Genomic DNA, 20,038 nt, shown 5'->3' with positions numbered 1-20,038 from the left:
CCCAGTTAATCTTAATCTTTATCTTTATAAAAAAAAATTTTCAAATAGGAAGGTGTAATAAATTATGATTATAAATTGGGGAACTGTAGCAATAAGCGTAATAATATCAGCAATTATAACTGAGTCAATTATGATTGTTGAGGTGCGAATGATAAATAAATATATTAAACAATTTAGAACAGCAATTTCAGAAAAGTGTCAAGCTGTAATTGATAAAAAATAGAGCTGGATAAAAAGAATCATAGGAGGGATAAAAAATGAACGGTGTAGACATAGGAACTGGAATTATAAGTATTATCTTATCAATAATATCATGCAAAATAATTATAGCTTTTAATAGAAATACAATATTATATAAACTGTCTCTAATGGCTATAATTATGAACACTTCGCTTATAGCATGTGCAACAGAATCACAGATTGTAGATTTTGTTGCACATAAGAATTAGTTAATACAAAGTCAGCAGTATTCATATAAATCAAACCTTTCATATAAAAGTTATTTCAGCTCTGCCAAGCTGATAGTTACATTATGGTTGGAAGAATGTAGAAAATAAAAATATTGCGAATTTGAATATAGAAAGTAGGGGTTAAGATGGAAGAATTAACATTATATGTTACAACTGAAAAAAGAAAAGAAGTAATAGATAATTTAATACAATTTGTAGTAGATGAATTTGAGGGAGTAGAAGTCACAGCAATATTTACTAGGAGACTATTTCAAGAGGCTATCAGTAGAGTAGAGGAACTAAGTTTAGAAACATCATTAAAAAGTTTAATTAAATAGATATTTACGAAAAGGGGATGTAAAAGTGGTAAACAATTTTTTAAAACAATTAAGAGCTGTTACCACAAAAGAAGAGTTTAAAGAAATACTTAAGATTGCAGAACAAGATATCAAATTTAATAGAGTTGGATTTAATAGACTTACAAATCAAGATAATTTTATAAATATATGTAAAATGTCAGAAAGGCTAATTAGAAATTAAATAAAAGTAATTTTAAAAAAGAGGTATAGAAATGAATGAAGGAATACCCACTGTAGAAGTGGCTAGTGATTTAGAACGAATAAATACAACAATAAAGATATTAGAAGCAGCAATAGAAAAAGACACAAGGGATATAGATAGAGAAATACACACACAAGCATTGAAAAATTTAAAATTTCAAAGAAAGACTTTATTGGAAGAGGAAAAACGTCATGGATAAAGATAAAAAACAAAATGTTGCTCTTGAAAAGAATCAAGAGCAACTGAATCAAAAGAAACAATACATTATAAAACACTTAGATGACTTGAAATCAGATTGTAAAGAATTTGAGATGATAGAAACTTGTGATAAGGATGTACAAATTTTAGAGATGACAATAGAAATATTAAAAAATGTAGATGAAAATCAATTTAAATAGGGTGGTGGACATTATTAATACTGATAATACTATGAGTGATGCAGTTAAGGAAAGATGGGAAAAACTTAACAAGATAGGTATATACAACATGAAACAGTTAAAGGACTATTTAGACAATAATTACTTAGATATAGGGGTATTTACTAGCCCATACAAAGAAAATATGAATAAAGTTAATGATGATGCTAAGGTATAAAGAAAATATGAATACGGTTAAAAGTGTACAAGCATTAAATATAATTTCTATAATGGAATTTATTTACAAAATCAAAAGACCTTTAATAATGTGTTAGAGCACAAAATTAAAGGTCTTAAAAAAACCAAAACGATATTCACAGTAAAAACATTATATCATTTTGGTTTAAAAAGTGCAATTGGAAATAAAAAAATCATAGTCCTTCTAGGGCTTGTATGGGGTATTAACATTACAACCATATAAACTAATATATTAGATTTTATATAAAAATATTACATTTTTATATAAAGAAAATATAGAAAAGAAATATATGAGAAAAAGATAAGAGAAGATACCCTATAGATTTTAAAAGAAAGATATGTACAAGAGGGATAAGAAATTGAGTTATGAGGGTAGGAGTTGAAACCAAAATGAGTAGAAATTTTATGAGAGAGAAAAAAATATATTGTGGTAGTGAGTACATGGAGGTTGATATAATCCCTAGAACTCAAAACCAAGAAACATATGTAAAAGGGAAAAGGTCAAAGAAAGTAAGAGAAAGTTTACCAAAGCAAAAAGACTTGAATGATAAAAATTCAAAGAGGCGTTTAGTGCAGATAGGTAATGCCAATTTTGGAATAGGTGATTATCATGTGTCTTTAACATATACAGATGCAAATAGACCTAAAACACCAGAAGAGGCAGAAATAATATTAACTAATTATATTAGACGAATAAAACGTAAGATGAAAAAAGAGGGACTAGGAGAGTTGAAATATATCGTTGTTACAGAATACTATTATTCAAAAAATGAAGAAGAGAATATAAAGATTCATCATCATTTAATTATGAATGGTGGACTAGATAGAAACACAGTAGAAGACTTATGGTGCAAAAGAAGAAAAAAGGGAGAAAAGAAAGGCGAAAGCTTAGGATATGTAAATGCTGATAGACTTCAACCTAATGAAAATGGCATAGAGGCTATGTGTAAATACATAGTGAAAAGACCACAGAACAAAAAAAGTTGGAGTGGTAGTCAAAACCTTATAAGACCTTGTTCAAGAACTAATGATAATAAATATTCTAAAAGAAAAGTAGAAAAATTAGCAAAAGACAATAGCAATAAAAAAGAATTTGAAAAGATTTATCCACAATATGAAATAGTTAGTGTAGTTACAGAATATTACGAAGATACAGGGTGGCATATATACCTAAAAATGTGGAAAAGGAAAGAATGATATTTATAAAAAAATATAAAACAAATTAAAGAGGAGTGAAATTTATGAGAGCCAGTGAATGTAGAGAATATCAAAACATGGTTAATAATGCACAAGGACATCATTTTGAAGCTTATATAACTGCTGGGTGTAATTATTATAAAAGAAAAGGACTAGCAGTTATAGAGAAAACTCCAGAACCATTTAGAGTTATGAAAAAAAGTAATAATGGAACTTTTATGGGGAGATTTACAGCTAATGCACAGCCAGACTTTAAAGGAACGTTAAAGGGTGGTCAAGCAATAGTATTCGAAGCCAAATACACAAGCACATTAAAAATGAGAAGAGCAGCATTAACAGATACACAAATGGAATGCCTAGAGGAACACTAAAGAATGGGTGCTAAAACAGGTGTGTGCATTTGTATAAAAGATGTGTATGCATTTATACCATGGACTATCTGGAAAGACATGAAAAAGATTTATGGGAGACAGTACTTAACTAAAAATGATGTAGAGGAGTACAGAATAGAAATAGGAACTTGTGCAATGTTTTTGAATTATGTAAAAGGGGATGAAATATAGTGAAAATTATTTCAATAATAAACCTTAAAGGTGGAGTTGCAAAGACTATATCAAGTGCAAATATTGGACATATTTTAGCAGCTATATATAACTATCGTGTATTACTAATAGATAATGACAAACAAGGAAATTTATCTAAGCTATTTGATAGACATTCTTATAATCATAAAGGAATTGAAGAAATTATGACAATGAGAAAAGTAAACTTAGATAAAATAATACAAAAAACAAATTATTCTAATCTTGATATCATTACAGCAAATATGAATTTATTAAATGCAAACTTAAGGGTGCTAATGGATCAAGCAAGACCTCAACAAACAAGGTTAAAAATAGCATTAGAACAAGTAAATCATAAATATGATTTTTGCATAATAGATAATGCACCAGATATAAATATATCTACTATAAATGCATTGGTTGCATCACATGATGTACTTATACCATTAAAAATTGATGATTTTGCATTTGATGGGTTAGAAGAGTTAAAAGAACAAATAGAAAACACAAAAGAAGATTTAAATTCTGAATTAACATTTAGAGGATGTTTTGTAACTCAATATTGTAAAAATGAAGTTAATATTCAGGGAGAAGAGTGGCTTGTAAACCAAGATAAGTATCCTTTATTTAAAACTCATATAAGACGTACCTCAAAAGTTGATGAGAGTACATTTGCAAAAATGCCAATAATAGAATATTCAAAGCGTTGTGGTGCATCAAAAGATTATTTAAGTCTAGTAAAAGAATATTTAGAGTTCTATAAATAATGTGTCCAAGTTGGACACAATTTGAGGTGATTAAGTGGCGAAACAAAAATTCAATCTGACAAGCTTATTAAATAACAAGTCTATGGAAATAGATAAAGAACAAGTTGAAGAAATAAAAGAAGATTTTGATATAAAAATGATAGATATTGATGATTTGGAACCGTCAAGAGAAAATTTTTATAACACTGATGAAATTGAAGAAATGAAACAATCAATTGAATTATTGGGTATAGAACAAAACTTAGTAGTGGAAGAGTTGCAAAGTGGAAAATATAAAATAATTGCAGGTCATAGAAGAACATTAGCATCTAAAATGTTAGTCCAAGAAGGAGAAGAACAATATAGAGATATGCCATGTCGTATAAAGAATAAGAAAAATGATATATTAAATAAATTAACAATGATCATGACAAATTCCACTCAAAGGAAGATAACTGATTATGAAAAGATGATGCAAGTAATAGAAATTGAAAAACTTGTTATTGAACTAAAAAGAGAGGCTAATATACCAGGAAGGACCAGGGATTTATTATCAGACATAACTAATACATCTTCATCACAATTAGCTAGATATAAAGCTATAAACAAAAATCTTAATGAGGAATTAGTTAAGGCATTAAAAGATAATAAAATTAGTTTTTCAACAGCATATGAGGCGTCACAACTTTCGGAATCTATGCAAAACAAGGTAAATGATTTATTGAATAGTCAAGATGTGTCATTGCAAGATGTAAAGGAACTAAAAAGACAGGAAGAAGAGTATAAACAAATACCAGGTCAAATTAATGTTTTAGAAAATGAAAACACATTAGAAAAAAATAAAGAACAGATATACCAAGAGGAAGAAAAAGAAGAGGAGATTATAAAAGAAAATATTACAGAAGAAGATGAAGCAGAAGAGATTGATGAAATAGATCATATAGAAAACCAAGAGCAAATAACAGTAGAAGAAAATAATACCAAAGAAAGCATTATTATAGAAAAAACAAAAATAGAACAAAAGAAAGGATGTAGTTTTTGTAGAGGAGAAACTTCAATATCATCGCAGAATGGAAAATTTTCTATATATATTGAGGAAGTTACACATAAGGCAAATATAGTAGACAACAATACAGGCGAAGTAGATGAAATTGTATGTGTATTATGTCCGATATGTGGGACAAGATTATAAAGTTTATTCAAAAATAGATCAATAAAAAGAGAGCTAGACGTCTGGAAAACAATAGCTCTCTTAGAAATAAAAATGATACTTATATTATAAAGTAGGTATCATATAAAAGCAAATGATATAGGGGGAAAAGAATATGCAGTGCAGTTAAAGATTTAAATTGATTCATGATTTGATTATTAAGCGACATAAAAGTAAAAAGTGTTCTTTGAAAATTGAATAATGCGGTATTTACAAAATATGTTACAATTATTAAAAGATAAATAGTAACTTGAAAGGAAGTTTTATTATGGGACAATTATCAGAACTACATAATATCGGAAAAGAAGTTGAAAGGCAGTTGAATAAAGTAGGCATATTTACTTATGATGAATTAAAAAATATTGGTTCAGAGAAAGCATGGCTAAAAATACAAGAAATTGACGCTTCAGCATGTATTAATAGATTGTTAGCAATGGAAGGTGCAATTCAAGGTATTAAGAAAACGGAGCTATCACAGGGACGCAAAACAGAACTAAAAGATTTTTATAATTGGTATAAAAATAAATAGTAAAGGAGCATAATTATGTTTGAATCAAGATGTGGTGTTTGTTGTAATAATTGTGAGAGAAAAGAAAAGGTAAATTGCAGTGGATGTATAGATATGAAGAAGCCATTTTGGGGTGGAGAATGTGGAGTTAAATATTGCTGTGAGGAGAAGAATTATAATCACTGTGGTGAATGTCCCGATTTTCCTTGTGATATACTTTCGAATATGGGAGTTGAAAAAGGATTTGATCCATCTCTTAAGATTGAGCAATGCAAAAAATGGGCTATGAATAAGTAAGATTAAGATGATAAATTTTAATTTAGTGATTTGTATTATAATTAATGATATATTATATGTAAATATAAATAGTATAGTAGAAAGTGGGATCTGGATGATAATAGATATTACACAAACGACTCAAATAGGTAGGGTTTATAGGGGAGGTTCAGAACCTTTAAGAGTTCAAAAAGTTACTCGTTTTTCAAAAGGTGGAAGTGAATATACCACAACTTCTTTTTCATGTGACGTTCACAATATGGGGACTCATATAGATGTAATGGGAGCAGATGTAATGATAGAAAATGAACAATTAATATCAACAGGAATAAAGTTTGATGTTTCACATATAGTAGATAGACCAATTAAGTTGAGTGACTTAGATATTTGCCGTGTCAAAGAAGGTGTTTATGTATTTTTTCAAACTGGTTGGGATAAATATTTTAAAGATGAGGAAAAATATAATAACCATCCTGAAGTGTCTATGGAAGTTATAGAATATTTAGTTGATAAAAAAGTTAATATGATAGGTATAGATACTTTAGGTCTTGGTATTGGAAGAAATCATGGAATTATAGATATTTATTTGGGAAAAAATAAAACTTATGCAATAGAAAATTTGGCTAATCTTGATAGTATACCAGAAGAAAATTTTAAGGTTTATTGTTTACCAATGAAAATAGAAGGATTGGATGCTTACCCAACAAGAATTTTAGTAGAATATTAATATGTATAGAGATTAAATATCGCATTATTCAGAAATGAAATTGCGGTATTTTTTTGTGTCGTAATATGATTAAAATGCGACGTAAGTTTTAAATTTTAGATTACAAACAATGTTCTTTGAGAATTGAATAATATGGTATTAAAAAATAAGTAAGAGTTATTTTAAGTATATTAAAAATAATAGAGATAAATATGATAAACTTTTCTTATGAACGAAGTCATAGTTGTAACTCATTAGGAAGTATGATATTAGCATCATAAAAATAAGAGTTAAACTTTATTTATGAAAGGAATATAAATTTAAATGGATAATAATGTTTTGTGGTATTTAGAAAACCAAATTGAGAGAACTATAAATAATTTAAGGAAACGGAATATGGCAGGTTTTTTTGTTAAGGATGATGCTGAATTAAAAGGACTTTTAAAAGAACTTATAGATGAAAATTCTGTAGTGGGTGTAGGTGATTCAATGACACTTTTTGAAACAGGTGCTATAGATTTTCTACGTAAAGGAAACTATACTTTTTTAGATAAGTATAGAGAAGGTATTACGAGTGAAGAAAAAAAACAAATTTATATACAAAACTTTTCTGCTGATACTTTTCTGTGTAGTACAAATGCATTAACAGAAGATGGAGAACTTTACAATATTGATGGCAATGGAAGTAGAGTTGCACCAATGATTTATGGACCTAAACAGGTTATTTTAGTAACAGGTGTAAATAAAATTGTTAGGAATATAGAAGAAGCAGAAAAAAGAGTTAGAAATTACTGTGCACCAATTGACGCAAAAAGATTAGGTAAAAACACTCCATGTACTACATTAGGTTATTGTGTAGATTGTAAAAATACTAATAGAATATGTAATGATTTCATAACAATTAGAGGACAGTTTATTAAAGATAGGATAAAAGTAATTATTGTAGGAACGCAGTTAGGATATTAACTACTTACTTCTGAATAGTTATTATTTAAAGACTAGACTAGAAAATTAAATAATTTTTATAAATGCCGTATTATTCAGAAATGAAATTGCGGTATTTTTATGTCGTAATACAAATATAAAGTGAAGAAAGGAAGAACGTTAATTGATATTTAAAAAATTATTTAGAGATGGACTATTGTAAATAACGGTAGAAAAGGAGTTCGGCGATGGGTAAAAGTGTTAAAGATAATAAAATTGAGAACATTAATGAGATAAAAGATATTATTAGCAATGCAGCAGAAATGACAGCTATAGAAGTAATAGAAAAGTTACGAAGTAAAAATATGATAAAAAGGGAAATGAGTTTTTATAAGAGAATTGAAATTTTATTATATAGTTATAATTCATTGAAAGAGGCATTAAATCAAAAAGATGAAGATATAAGAAATATCGAACGATATGGATTACCTAAGAAAAGTGGTTCAATCGTTGTATATTCTACATCGGGTGGAATAAGTGAAGAGGATAGATATATGCAACTAATAGAAAAATACAAAAGAGAAAAGGAAGAAACTAAAAGAGATTTAAATAGAATAGATAGAGCATTAGATAAAATAAGGAACGATAAGTATTTTGATATAATATATATTAAATATTTAGAAGGCGAAGAGGAAACTATAACAGATGAATATATAGCAGAGAGGATGGGTAAAGATAGGACAACCATATCAAGAAATAGAAAAAGATTAATGAATAAAATGATAACTATTCTATTTCCTGAAAGTGTTAGAGATATAATATAATGCACATTCAATGCACATTTAGTGCTATTGAACATAAGAAAAATATATAGTAATATAATATTATAAAATTTTATTGATAGATTGCACTTTAAATAAAAGGTGAGTGAAGTACTTATATTTAATTATATGGGTTTTTACTCACCTTTTATTTATACAATTAAATGGAGGGAGACTTGTACATGAAAAGAAGGAATAAGATTAAATTAAACATAAGATTTAGTGGAGATAAAGTGTCATGTGCGAAGTCTCTAGAACTATGCAAAGGATGTAGTAACTATAATACATGCGAATATATGGAGTTGTATTATTATCCATATGATGGAGTAATAGAATGTATGAAACATGATAGTTATAAGAGAGTTAACGGGGCAATAAAACAAAGAGAATAGTAATAGTATTTTGTACTAAGGTACTTCTTAGGGGGATAGGTATATGAGGGTCTAGCGATGCCCATTTTGTATCTTTTTACAACAAAAAAAATTTAGGTACTTCCTTCCTCTTTTTATAAAAAATAATATTAAAAAATTGTACAAAATAAATTGAAAAAATATATGTATATATCGAGGTGATATATGTCTATGAATGTAAATCAGAAAGAACTCGCAAACATATTAGGAATCACATCTAGAAGGGTGAGACAACTAAGAGAAGAAGGGTTCTTTTCTTTTGCTGAAAATGGTAAAAAATATAACTTAGAAAAATGTGTTCAGGAATATATTGATTATAAAGTAAAAGCGGAAACGAATATGGGTACATCTATAGATAGAGAAAAGGAACAGGCAGAGCATGAACAAATTAAAAAGAATATATCTAAATTAAAGCTTAGAAAATTAAAAAAGGAACTTCATGAAGCTTCAGATGTAGAATTGTTTTTAAACGAAATGTTAATTAATTTTAGAAATAGATTATTGTCTATACCTAATAAAGTAGCTGTACAAATTTTAGGGGAAGAGGATATTAATATAATAATTGAAATACTTCTAAAAGAAATTACAGAGTCATTAGAAGAGTTATCAGAATATGATCCAGATAAAATTAATAGAGAAAAAAGTTATTATTTAGATGAAGCATATGAGGAGGATGATGAAGGATAAATAAAATTATATTCATAATAAGGTGATAATATGGGGAATGAAAGGATACGTTCAAGAGAAAAAACAAGTAATTTATTTAGGCGAATATTAAAACGTACGCTTGCAAAGCCTGAACAATTAAATGTAAGTCAATGGGCGGAGAAATATAGAGTGTTGGATGAATCAAGTTCACTTCCAGGTAAATGGTCAAATGACGTTACACCATATTTAGTTGAAATTATGGATAGTTTCAATGATCCTTACATTGAACATATAAATTTTTGTAAACCAACTCAAGTTGGTGGTACAGAGGCACTGTTAAATGCTATTGGTTGGATAGTGACTCAAAATCCAAGTCCAACTATGATTGTTTATCCAACAGATGATCTAGCAAAAGATATATCTAATGATAAATTAAAGCCAGCATTTTTTAAAAGTCCATCATTGAGAGAAAGATTTTTAGAAAATCAATCCAAGGAACTTGCTTTAAAGTTTAGGGGAATGAATTTGTATTTAAGAGGAGCTAATTCACCGAGTAAACTTGCATCAAAAGCAATTAAATATCTGATGTTCGATGAAATAGATAAAATGAATGGAGCTTCAAAAAAAGAAGCTTCACCTTATGATTTAGCTGTAGAACGTACAAAAACATTTAAACATTCTAAAAAGATATATTCATGTTCTACTCCTACATTAAAAAATAATTATGTGTGGAAAATACATGAAGTAGCGGAAGAACAAAGGCATTATTTCGTGCCATGTCCTCATTGTAAAAAGATGATAGAACTAAAATGGAATCAAGTAGTTTTTGAAAAAGATAAAGAAAGCAAATTGACTATTGCACAACGTGCAGCAACAGCTAAATATATATGTCAAGAATGTGGATGTGTAATTGAAGATAAAGAAAAACCTAAGATGTTACGACTTGGAAAATGGAGAAGTATAAATAAAAAATGCATTAGTAAACCAAAGACAATATCTTTTTGGATAAATTCATTATATAGCATATTTGTTACTTGGGAAGATATGGCGAAGAAATTTTTAGAATCAAGAGATGATCCTGAACAATTGCAAAACTTTATTAATTCATGGCTAGCGGAACCATGGGAAGATACTAAATTAAAAACAAATGCAGATTTGTTACTAGAAAGACAAACAAATATAGAACAATTTGTAGTACCTAGTTGGGCAAAGCTACTCACAGGAGGAGTAGATGTTCAAGAAAATTGTTTATATTGGAGCATAAGAGCATGGGGTGATTTTGTTACAAGTCAAAATATATGTCATGGTCAGGCATATTCATTTTCAGAAGTTGAAAAGGTTATGAATTTAGAATATATAAAAGAAGATGGAACCAAAATGATTGTAAATTTAACACTTATGGATTCAGGATATGATTCTGATTCTGTTTATGATTTTGCCGCATCTAATTCAGATTGGTGTTTGCCATGTAAAGGTGCATCTAATCCACAATTATCACATTATAAGTTATCAAAGGTAAATAAAACTGAATCTAAAGCATATGGAATGAATTTAGTTATTGTTGATGGTGGAAAATATAAGGACATGATAGCTGGTCGTATGAAAAAAGAAAACGGCAAAGGTTCGTGGATGGTATATAAGGGATGCGATAGAGAATATGCTGAACAGGTTACATCAGAGCATAAGGTTAATGTTAAAAATGGGAATCTTACAAGACAACAATGGGTTTTAAAAACATCTCATGCAGATAACCATTATTTAGATACCGAAGTTTATGCCATGGCTGCGGCTGATGTTTTAAATGTGAGATTATTACATTTAGAAAATGAAAATGATGAAGTAGAACAATCATATGATAATGAACAGTATGCACCAGAAGAAAATTGGATTAAAAATAATGAGAAATGGATATAAAGAGGTGATAAATGTGGATGAAAATAATCTTTCAGCAAAAGAAATGCTTAGTGAAGTTGATAAAGCAATATATAAGGTTTTAATAGGAGGGCAATCTTATAAAATTGGTTCAAGACAATTAACAAGAGCAGACTTAAAGATGTTAAAAGAAATGAAGGATGATCTTATGGCACAAGTAGCAAGAAATGATAGTGATTTATTAGATGATACGTATGTTGCAATTTTTTCAGGAAGGTAGGTATATAAAGTGAATTGGTTAGATAACTTTATTGGTTTTATATCTCCTGAATGGGGTGTTAAGCGTGAGGCATATAGACAATACTTGGGAGAACTTAGAAACTATGATGCTGGGAGTTATGGGAGAAGTAACTCTAATTGGAAAGCTACCAATCAATCAGCAGAAATGACAGATAGATACAGTAGAGATAATATTAGAGCTAGATGTAGAGACTTAGAAAGAAATTCAGACATAATGAATTCTGTTGTAGGAGCTTATAAAAGAAATGTAATAGGCGGAGGGTATACATTACAAGCTAGGACAACGGATGATGAGCTAAACTCAGAGATTGAAAAAGTATGGAAAATGTGGTGTAAAAAAGATAATTGTGATGTTACAGGTACTCAAAGCTTTAATCAAATGATTAGAATGGCAGTTGAAAGAAAAAAAATTGATGGAGGAATATTATTTTTAAAAAGGTATACAGATGATGGAATTTTACCATTTAAATTGCAAGCTATAGAAGTAGATGAATTAGATAATTCTCAAATTATACCTAAAGATAATAAAAATAAAGTTGTTGGGGGAATAGAATATAATAGGTACAATAAACCAGTTGGATATTGGATTAAGCAATATAGTATTGATGGCTATTCAATAGAAAATCCAGTATATATTGAAGCTAAATATGTTATATTTTATTATTCTAAAAAAAGACCGTCTCAAATAAGAGAAATGTCTGATATGTCTCCAACTATAACAAGAATAAGAGATGCAAATGAATTTATGACAGCTGTATCAGTTAAGGAAAGAATAGCAGCATGCTTATCAGTTTTTATAAAAAAACAAATACCTACAACTGGGATAGGTAGAGGTGGGACAAACTCAACTATGGGGAAACATGATTATGAAGGTAAAACTATTTCGCCAGGTATGATAAAGGAATTAAATGCTGGAGATGAAATTCAAGTTGTAAATCCATCGGGACAAAGTGCTGATGCAACAGGATATATTAAATTACAACAAAGATTAGTTGGAGCAGGTCAAGGGATAAGTTATGAAGCTACATCAAGAGATATGTCAGAAACTAATTATTCATCAGCAAGGCAAGGAAGCATAGAAGATGCTTTAACATATGCAGAAGAGATCGAATTGCTTACAGAAAATGTATTAAATGAAGTTTATGAAACATTTATAATATCAGGATATTTAAGTGGATTATTTGAAATAAAAGATTTTTGGAACAAAAAAGAAGAATATTTTAAACATGATTGGATTCAAGCACCTAAGAAGTGGATTGATCCATTAAAAGAGGCAAATTCAAATAGAATAGCATTACAAACAGGTCAAAAAACATTTAAGCAAATAGCATCAGAAAACGGAAAGGACTGGAAAGAGCAAATAGAGGAAATAAAAGATGTGCTCGATTATGCTAAAGAAAATGGCATAGATATGGGAGGTGTTATTTTTGATAAAGGGAAAGAAGAATTATATGTTAAGGAAGGATAATAATCAAATAGTAAATGTAGATAAAAATGATATGTTTAGAGAATTAACAACAAATTCTATAAGAACAGTTGAAGGTAAAGGTAATGAAAGAAAATTCATATTAAGTTTTTCATCAGAAGAACCTTATGAAAGGTGGTGGGGAACTGAAATATTAGATCATTCAGATGGAGCAGTCGATTTAACTAGATTAAGTGAAATCGGCTGCTTATTATTTAATCATAATAGAGATGAGGTGATTGGGAAAGTAACTAAAGTTTGGGTTGAAAATAATAGAGGAAATGCAGAAGTTGAATTTGATATAGATGATGATTCAGAGAAAATATATCAAAAGGTTAAAAGTGGAACATTAAAAGGTGTATCTGTAGGATATAGGATAGATTCATTTGAAGAAGTAATTTCAAATAAAATATCAGCAGATGGAAGATTTACAGGACCATGTGAAATAGCAAGGAAATGGACACCATATGAAATATCTATAGTTAGTGTGCCAGCTGACCCCACTGTTGGTGTGGGAAGAGAGTTAGAAAAAAGCAATATTAGATTAAAAGAATCTGAAAATACATTTTCATATTATGAAAATCAAATTCAGATAAATAAAAATATATCAAAATACTAGGAGGTAAATAGAATGGGAGCAAAACAAAAAAGACAACAAAAAATGTTAAGACAACAAGAAATACTTACTACAGTAAAACAAGGTAAAAGGGATTTTACTGTGGAGGAGCAATTGGAATTTGATTCCTTGCAAAGAGAAATTGATGAATTGAATTTAGAAATCGAAAATGAAGAGAAAACTAACAATGGGAATGAAAGAGCTATTGAAACTGAAAGAAAACGAATATCAGAAATTACTAATTTATGTAGAGAATTTGATGTTGATTTTACTGATTATATAGAAGATGGAACATCTCTAGATGATGTTAGAAAGGCAATTTTAGATAATATAAGAAGTGAAGCATCACCTATAAAAACTAGAGGAACAGGTGAAGTTCAAGTAATTGCAGATGAACAAGATAAATTTAGAGCTGCCGCTGCTGATGCATTAGTAATGCGTGGTGGAGTTATCATAGAAAAGCCAGTTGATGGAGCAAGAGACTTAATGGGAATGTCACTAAGAGATTTAGCTATAGAAACACTTCAAGGAGGTGAAATATCTAATATTAACAGAAAATCATCAGATGAGATATACAGTATGTTATCAAGAGAGTTTTATAATCCAACATCTGCATTTCCAAGCATAATAGATCAAGCTATTAATAAAGCATATGTAGAAGGGCATAAAACAGCACCGGTTACATTTGATATATGGACCAAAAAGGGAACATTAAAAGATTTTAAAACTGTTGAAAACAAATATTTAGCTGGACCAGCAGGTGAATTTTTAGAAGTGCCAGAAGGAGGAGAATTAAAACATGACTTGCCAACTGATGAAAAGCTTCCAACAAGAAAATTAAAGACTTATGGAAGGCAATTTTCCATGACTAGACAAGCTTTTATTAACGATGACATTGATTTTTTATCAAAAATACCTGCTAAATATGCAGCATCAGCTCGTAAAACTCAAAACAAGCAAGTATATCAAATACTATTAAACAATCCAGCTATTTATGATGGAAAGGCATTATTTAGTCCGAATCATAAAAATTTAATAGCTACAGGAACAGGTATAACAGCACAATCAATACAAAAAATGTTTATGGCATTACAATTACAAACAGATAGCTTTGGAGAAGCAATAATTATAAGGCCAACTTATATAATTGTTCCAGTTGGATATGCGTTTGATATGTATACTATTTTTGATAGTCCAACTATTAATACAGTAGGTAATACACAATCAGCGAATCCACTTTATAGATATAAAAATCAAATTCAAATTGTAGAGGATGCAACAATTAATGTTTTGTGTAAATCAGGAGCTATGCCATGGTTTGTAGTTGGGGATAAAGGAGATACTGATTCTATTCAAGTAGATTATTTAAATGGACAAGAGATTCCAACAATAAGGAGAATGGAGTCAGCAGGTCAACTAGGATTTGTGTGGGATATATATTTAGATTGGGGAATTTCAGTTATGGATTATAGAGGAATAATTAAGAATCCAGGCATTACATCAGTAGATCCATTGTTATAAATATAAGGAGGAAAATATTATGAAGGCGGTATATTGTCAAAAGGGAGAAACTATTGATTATAAAAATGATAAAGAAGAAATAATTGAAGCAGGTGATGTAGTAAACATTATATCTAGAATAGGTATAGCTGGGACAAGCATTAAAGAAAATGAAATAGGAACAGTACATGTTGTTGGTGTTTTTGAATTTAGAAAAGCTCAAAAAGAAAAGATTATAGTTGGAACTAAAGTTTATTATGATGAAGCTAATGATTGTATAACAGCAACAGAAACATCAAATATTCCTGCTGGATATGCAGTTAAAACTGCATCTGAAAATGATGTTAGTGTATATGTAAAACTAATTGGATAGGTGATTAAAGTGGAAGAAAAATTGATAGCAATATATCCGATTTTATTTGAATCACATCAATATAAAATTGGGGATGAATTACCAGCATCTAATCATGATATGGTTAAAATTTGGCTGGAATCTGGTGTAGCTGAATGGAGAAACTCAGAAGAAACACAAGATAATTTTAGTGAAGATGTAGAAAAGATAGAAGAAATTCAAGAAAATATTATTGAAAGTGTAGATAATATAGAAAATGAAAAAGAAGATAAAATAGATGAAAAATTAGCAAAAAATGATAAATCAATTAAAAATCAAATAGGAAGGAAAAATAATAACAATGGAAATGACGTTTAAGAATTTTATAAAAGATGATGTAGAGAATGTATTTCTAAACTCCTTAGAATTTGCTGATGAGCATATCATAGATAGAAAAAAAATTAAAGTTGTAATTGATAATGATACGTTAAAAGAAAGAAATAGAAAAGAGTATGATGGAATTATTCAGGCTGATTTATTGTATTTTGCAAAAAAGGATGATATAAAGAAGCCTATTGTTGGAGAGGTTCAAATGTTCGATGGAATACTTTATAGAGTATTTGATGTAAAAGAAGATGTAAATATGTATGAAGTTATACTTCAATCAAATGAGGATTAAATATGGCAGGAATAGAGCTTAAAATTGATACAAAGGAAATGGAAAAAGCATTAAAAAAACTTAGTATGTTTCCAAAAGAAATGAATAAAGCAACAAGTGCAGCTATAAATAGGACATTATCATTTGCAAATAAACGAATGAAACAAGAAGTTAGAAAAGAATATGCAATAAAATCAGGAGAAATACAAAGTACAATAAATATTAAAAGAGCTAAACCAAGCAATTTAACAGGTATTGTTATAAGTTCAGGAAGTAGATTAACACTAGGTAGATTTTTTAAAAATGCAGGTAATTGGACAAAGAATAAACCTGTAAAAGTAAAAGTTAAAAAAACAGGCACTAAAAAGGTTAATACAGATCCAAAAGCTTTTGTAGCGAATTTAAATGGTAACAATCACATTGTAAAGAGAGTTGATAAAGAAAGATATCCAATAAAAGTTCTTAGAACAGTATCAGTGCCACAAATGCTTTCCAATGAAAAAGTTAATACAAAAGTAATGGATGAAGCACAAGAGAAATTACAGGAAAGAGTTGAACATGAAATAAATTATAGAATGGGAAAGATAGTAAAGTCAGGAGGTTAAGTTAAATGACAGATATAGAAGTATTAGATGCTATTGTTTTATTTTTAAAAGAAAATGTAGCATCTAATATAAAACTTAAAAAGCCACCTGAAGATAATAAAATTGAAGGCAAGTATGAACTTGTGAATCCAGCGATTTTTTCAGGGTGGCTTCCACATAAAAATTATTTAGAGAATTATGAATATGACATACCAGGAATAATTGTAATGATAGATAATGGATCAGATGACTATGACAATAGTCTTTTAAACATAAGATTAAAAATTACAACATATGATCCTGGTAAATTTGATGGTGAAAAATTAACTCCTAATATGGATGGTTATAAAGATTTACTTAATATAATAACAAAAATAAGAAGAGAATTAAGTCAAAATCCTATAATAAAAGAAAAAGTTAGTGTAAATAAACCGATAGATTGGGTTATGGATAAAGAAGTAATTTATCCATATTGGAGTGCTGATTTAAGCTTCACAGTAAATATTAATTCGTTAGAATTTAACTGTGAAAGTTATGAAAAATATTTATAAGAAGGTGATTAAATGGCATATAAACATGGTTTATATGGTTCAATAATTCCAAGTGTAGAGGATATAACAACAGCTAAAAATATACCTGTATATATTGGAACTTGTCCTATGCATAGGGTAGAGAAGGTTAATAGAAGTATTAATAAACCTATATTGATAAAAAATATGCAAGATGCAATAAGGAAAACAGGTTATAGTTCATCAGATAATTTTGAAGAGTTTTCACTTAGTGCTACAATATATGCACATTTTCAAAATAGCATAGAACCTATAGGTCCTATTGTATTAATAAATGTATTAAATACAGAAAAAGCTATAACAGAAAATATAGAAGTTGATGTAATAAAAAATATAGGAATAATCAAGAAACATGTGTTAATTGATTCAATTGAGATACAAGATAAAGTAATAGATGAAGATTATGAATTAGAATATACACAGGAATGTAATTTGAAAATTAAATTTATAGGAAAAGAAACAAAAGAAATTGTAAACGGTAAAATTTCAATTTCATGTAAAGTTTTAGATACAACAATTACTGAAGGTGATATTGTTGGAACATATAATGAAAAAGATGAAACTAGAACAGGTATATTAGCAGTTCAGGATGTTTATGAGGAATTAAATGTAGTTCCAACAATATTAAGTGCACCTGGTTGGAATGAAAAAGTTAAAGTAAGACAGGCTCTTGTTTCAGCTACTAAAAAAATAACTGATAGATGGGAAGCAATAGCTTTTACAGATATACCAATAGAAAATGTTAAAAATATAGATGAAGCTATAAAGTGGAAAAAGGAAAGTGGATACAATTCAAATGAGGAAAAAACATTTTGGCCTAAAGGTATAATGGGTGGCAAGGAAATGTATTTATCAATTTTAGGGATTGTGGCTAAGATGCAAACTGATGTTAAATATGATAATATCCCATATCAAACACCAAGTAATAAAAAGATAGATATTTCAGGATTAACTTTAGGTAAAGGTAACCATATTAAATTTAGTCAGAATAGAGCAAATGAACTTAATGCACATGGAATAACTACAGCAATTTATAATGGTGGTAAATATGTTCTTTGGGGTCCACATATGGCAAACTTTGAAGATGGCGTAACAAGTAAGCCTGAGGAAATATTTGATACAAATATTATGATGCATAAGTATTTACTAAATGATTTTCAAGTAAGAAATACAGGTGTTATAGATAGTTCAATGAATAGACATGATGTTGATTCAATAATGAATTCAGAACAAATGATATTAGATGCACATGTAATTTCAGGACATTTATTATATGGCAAAATAAATTTTATTCAAACTAACAATCCTAATAATGACATAATAAATGGTAATTTTACATTTAATACATTAGTAACAAATACACCTATTGCAAAATCTATAACACAAAATATTCAATACACTTCCTTAGGAATATCAAAAGCTTATGCACCAAAGGAGGATGAAGAATAATGTCAAATATAATATCAAATAAAGTTGTAGCCTATACTGTATATAATAGAGATGGCAATAAGGCAATTAAAGTTGGGGATACTACAGAAGTAACACTTCCAGAAATAGAGGAATTAACAGATACAATTAAAGGTGCTGGCATTTTAGGTGAGATTGATTTACCAACATTAGGACAGATAGGTTCTCTTAGTTTAGAAATAACATTTAGGAGCACCAATAAAGAAACAATTAATTTATTAACTTCCTCACAGATTGAATTAAGATGGGTAACTGATGCAATAGATACTTCAACAGGAAAGGCAATGACAGTTGCAAATAAAGCATTTTTAACTGTCAAAAGAAAAAAATTCTCAGAGGGTAAGTTAGAGTCAGGTTCAGCACAAGATGGAAGTGCTGAATTTGAAGTATTAGCATATAGAAGAATAATGGATGGCAAAGAAATATTAAACATTGATAAATTAAACAATGTTTACAAAATAAATGGAATAGATCAATTAACAGATATAACTAAGAATTTATAAAATAAAAAAAGCTAAGAGATACAAAATATATCTCTTAGCTTTTTAATTTAGGAGGATTTAAAAATGGGAGAAATATTAGAAAATAAAATAGAAACTATAGAGGAAAAAACAGTTTTAAAACTAAGGAAGCCTGTAATGATAGATGGTGAAGAAAAAAAAGAAATAAATTATGATTTTGAAAGTTTAACAGGACAAGATGTAGATAATGCCTTTGCCGCAGCTAGAAAAAATGGATATATGATTAATGGTCCATATGAAATGGACCCAATATTAGGAGGATATTTATTTTGTGAAGCAGCCAATATAGATTATTCTGATTTAAAGAGATTTTCAGCAAGGGATTTTAAAAAGGCAGGTACATTAGGAAGAAATTTTTTTATTACAGACTTGGCGGACCAAGCAGAAGATATATAAAACAGATAGTAGCACAAATAACATTAGAAACTTCAAATAGCAGAAAAGATTGTTATAACATGCCATTATTAGAACTTTTTGAATACTATGATTCTCTCGCAAATGAAGTTGATAGAAGAAATAAAG

The 20,038-nt window shown here is 28.7% G+C and carries 32 protein-coding genes; all 32 read left to right on the top strand.

The annotated features are described in order from the left end of the window. The first annotated feature begins 64 nt into the window (after nt 1–64). The 32 genes from AC07E4_RS15165 to AC07E4_RS15010 all read left to right on the top strand — a co-directional run bounded on the left by AC07E4_RS15165 (nt 65) and on the right by AC07E4_RS15010 (nt 19,912). On the top strand, nt 65–223 hold the full coding sequence (locus AC07E4_RS15165; protein WP_478216863.1) for a hypothetical protein: 159 nt from the start codon (nt 65–67) through the stop codon (nt 221–223). A 34-nt stretch (nt 224–257) separates the two neighbouring features. Next, complete coding sequence (locus tag AC07E4_RS15160) at nt 258–449, top strand: hypothetical protein (protein ID WP_478216862.1); 192 nt, start codon at nt 258–260, stop codon at nt 447–449. 146 nt (nt 450–595) lie between these two features. After that, nucleotides 596–787, top strand: a complete 192-nt coding sequence (locus AC07E4_RS15155) for a hypothetical protein (protein WP_478216861.1) — start codon at nt 596–598, stop codon at nt 785–787. Between the two features lie 25 nt (nt 788–812). Next, nucleotides 813–989 (top strand): hypothetical protein, encoded by a 177-nt coding sequence (locus AC07E4_RS15150; RefSeq protein ID WP_187372145.1) that lies wholly within the window; start codon nt 813–815, stop codon nt 987–989. Between the two features lie 31 nt (nt 990–1,020). After that, nucleotides 1,021–1,209, top strand: coding sequence for a hypothetical protein (locus AC07E4_RS15145; RefSeq protein ID WP_040329811.1), 189 nt, complete (start codon nt 1,021–1,023; stop codon nt 1,207–1,209). Next, complete coding sequence (locus tag AC07E4_RS15140; protein ID WP_478216860.1) at nt 1,202–1,408, top strand: hypothetical protein; 207 nt, start codon at nt 1,202–1,204, stop codon at nt 1,406–1,408. The genes AC07E4_RS15145 and AC07E4_RS15140 overlap by 8 nt, the downstream gene beginning before the upstream one ends. Nucleotides 1,409–1,412: 4 nt before the next feature. Further along, nucleotides 1,413–1,604 (top strand): hypothetical protein, encoded by a 192-nt coding sequence (locus AC07E4_RS15135; protein ID WP_478216859.1) that lies wholly within the window; start codon nt 1,413–1,415, stop codon nt 1,602–1,604. Nucleotides 1,605–2,014: 410 nt separating this feature from the next. After that, on the top strand, nt 2,015–2,821 hold the full coding sequence (locus AC07E4_RS15130; protein ID WP_478216858.1) for a rolling circle replication-associated protein: 807 nt from the start codon (nt 2,015–2,017) through the stop codon (nt 2,819–2,821). Nucleotides 2,822–2,865: 44 nt separating this feature from the next. Next, the gene (locus AC07E4_RS15125; RefSeq protein ID WP_478216857.1) at nt 2,866–3,192 is read left to right on the top strand and encodes a Holliday junction resolvase RecU; all 327 of its coding nucleotides are present in this window, start codon (nt 2,866–2,868) and stop codon (nt 3,190–3,192) included. Between the two features lie 3 nt (nt 3,193–3,195). Beyond that, a complete protein-coding gene (locus AC07E4_RS15120; RefSeq protein ID WP_478216856.1) occupies nt 3,196–3,384 on the top strand; it encodes a hypothetical protein in 189 nt (62 codons plus the stop codon). After that, nucleotides 3,384–4,151, top strand: a complete 768-nt coding sequence (locus tag AC07E4_RS15115) for a ParA family protein (RefSeq protein ID WP_478216855.1) — start codon at nt 3,384–3,386, stop codon at nt 4,149–4,151. Before AC07E4_RS15120 ends, AC07E4_RS15115 begins: the two co-directional genes overlap by 1 nt. Nucleotides 4,152–4,185: 34 nt before the next feature. Beyond that, nucleotides 4,186–5,322: a ParB/RepB/Spo0J family partition protein gene (locus AC07E4_RS15110; protein ID WP_478216854.1), complete on the top strand. Its 1,137-nt coding sequence runs from the start codon at nt 4,186–4,188 to the stop codon at nt 5,320–5,322. Nucleotides 5,323–5,608: 286 nt separating this feature from the next. Next, nucleotides 5,609–5,869, top strand: coding sequence for a TfoX/Sxy family protein (locus tag AC07E4_RS15105; RefSeq protein WP_478216853.1), 261 nt, complete (start codon nt 5,609–5,611; stop codon nt 5,867–5,869). Between the two features lie 15 nt (nt 5,870–5,884). Continuing rightward, the gene (locus AC07E4_RS15100) at nt 5,885–6,145 is read left to right on the top strand and encodes a DUF3795 domain-containing protein (RefSeq protein WP_478216852.1); all 261 of its coding nucleotides are present in this window, start codon (nt 5,885–5,887) and stop codon (nt 6,143–6,145) included. Between the two features lie 94 nt (nt 6,146–6,239). After that, nucleotides 6,240–6,851, top strand: a complete 612-nt coding sequence (locus AC07E4_RS15095) for a cyclase family protein (protein ID WP_478216851.1) — start codon at nt 6,240–6,242, stop codon at nt 6,849–6,851. A gap of 303 nt (nt 6,852–7,154) precedes the next feature. Beyond that, nucleotides 7,155–7,796 (top strand): lactate utilization protein, encoded by a 642-nt coding sequence (locus tag AC07E4_RS15090; protein WP_478216850.1) that lies wholly within the window; start codon nt 7,155–7,157, stop codon nt 7,794–7,796. Between the two features lie 206 nt (nt 7,797–8,002). Then, nucleotides 8,003–8,578: a hypothetical protein gene (locus AC07E4_RS15085; protein WP_478216849.1), complete on the top strand. Its 576-nt coding sequence runs from the start codon at nt 8,003–8,005 to the stop codon at nt 8,576–8,578. A gap of 179 nt (nt 8,579–8,757) precedes the next feature. Next, complete coding sequence (locus AC07E4_RS15080) at nt 8,758–8,967, top strand: hypothetical protein (RefSeq protein ID WP_478216848.1); 210 nt, start codon at nt 8,758–8,760, stop codon at nt 8,965–8,967. Nucleotides 8,968–9,156: 189 nt separating this feature from the next. Then, the gene (locus tag AC07E4_RS15075; protein ID WP_478216847.1) at nt 9,157–9,672 is read left to right on the top strand and encodes a hypothetical protein; all 516 of its coding nucleotides are present in this window, start codon (nt 9,157–9,159) and stop codon (nt 9,670–9,672) included. 30 nt (nt 9,673–9,702) lie between these two features. Then, nucleotides 9,703–11,547: a terminase gpA endonuclease subunit gene (locus AC07E4_RS15070; RefSeq protein WP_478216846.1), complete on the top strand. Its 1,845-nt coding sequence runs from the start codon at nt 9,703–9,705 to the stop codon at nt 11,545–11,547. 13 nt (nt 11,548–11,560) lie between these two features. Next, nucleotides 11,561–11,785 (top strand): peptidylprolyl isomerase, encoded by a 225-nt coding sequence (locus tag AC07E4_RS15065; protein WP_478216845.1) that lies wholly within the window; start codon nt 11,561–11,563, stop codon nt 11,783–11,785. 9 nt (nt 11,786–11,794) lie between these two features. Then, nucleotides 11,795–13,273, top strand: a complete 1,479-nt coding sequence (locus tag AC07E4_RS15060) for a phage portal protein (RefSeq protein WP_478216844.1) — start codon at nt 11,795–11,797, stop codon at nt 13,271–13,273. After that, nucleotides 13,233–13,889 (top strand): HK97 family phage prohead protease, encoded by a 657-nt coding sequence (locus AC07E4_RS15055; protein ID WP_242838385.1) that lies wholly within the window; start codon nt 13,233–13,235, stop codon nt 13,887–13,889. The genes AC07E4_RS15060 and AC07E4_RS15055 overlap by 41 nt, the downstream gene beginning before the upstream one ends. A 12-nt stretch (nt 13,890–13,901) precedes the next feature. Further along, a complete protein-coding gene (locus tag AC07E4_RS15050; protein ID WP_478216843.1) occupies nt 13,902–15,407 on the top strand; it encodes a phage major capsid protein in 1,506 nt (501 codons plus the stop codon). 19 nt (nt 15,408–15,426) lie between these two features. Next, entirely contained in the window at nt 15,427–15,759 is a 333-nt protein-coding gene (locus tag AC07E4_RS15045; protein WP_051539962.1) for a DUF2190 family protein, read from the top strand. A 9-nt stretch (nt 15,760–15,768) separates the two neighbouring features. Next, complete coding sequence (locus AC07E4_RS15040; protein WP_478216842.1) at nt 15,769–16,095, top strand: hypothetical protein; 327 nt, start codon at nt 15,769–15,771, stop codon at nt 16,093–16,095. Then, nucleotides 16,079–16,396 (top strand): hypothetical protein, encoded by a 318-nt coding sequence (locus tag AC07E4_RS15035; RefSeq protein ID WP_242838384.1) that lies wholly within the window; start codon nt 16,079–16,081, stop codon nt 16,394–16,396. The genes AC07E4_RS15040 and AC07E4_RS15035 overlap by 17 nt, the downstream gene beginning before the upstream one ends. 2 nt (nt 16,397–16,398) lie before the next feature. Further along, the gene (locus tag AC07E4_RS15030) at nt 16,399–16,980 is read left to right on the top strand and encodes a phage tail protein (protein ID WP_478216841.1); all 582 of its coding nucleotides are present in this window, start codon (nt 16,399–16,401) and stop codon (nt 16,978–16,980) included. A gap of 5 nt (nt 16,981–16,985) precedes the next feature. Continuing rightward, complete coding sequence (locus tag AC07E4_RS15025; RefSeq protein ID WP_478216840.1) at nt 16,986–17,510, top strand: hypothetical protein; 525 nt, start codon at nt 16,986–16,988, stop codon at nt 17,508–17,510. Between the two features lie 12 nt (nt 17,511–17,522). Beyond that, nucleotides 17,523–18,977: a hypothetical protein gene (locus AC07E4_RS15020; RefSeq protein WP_478216839.1), complete on the top strand. Its 1,455-nt coding sequence runs from the start codon at nt 17,523–17,525 to the stop codon at nt 18,975–18,977. Beyond that, nucleotides 18,977–19,498 carry a phage major tail tube protein gene (locus AC07E4_RS15015; RefSeq protein ID WP_034439430.1) on the top strand — a complete coding sequence of 174 codons (522 nt, stop codon included), beginning with the start codon at nt 18,977–18,979 and terminating at the stop codon, nt 19,496–19,498. Before AC07E4_RS15020 ends, AC07E4_RS15015 begins: the two co-directional genes overlap by 1 nt. 63 nt (nt 19,499–19,561) lie before the next feature. Next, the gene (locus AC07E4_RS15010; protein ID WP_478216838.1) at nt 19,562–19,912 is read left to right on the top strand and encodes a phage tail assembly protein; all 351 of its coding nucleotides are present in this window, start codon (nt 19,562–19,564) and stop codon (nt 19,910–19,912) included. Nucleotides 19,913–20,038: the final 126 nt, after the last annotated feature.

The organism is Clostridium amazonense (assembly GCF_056431285.1).
Note: the sequence above shows the minus strand (reverse complement) of the source record. Positions and strands in the feature narration are given on the sequence as shown.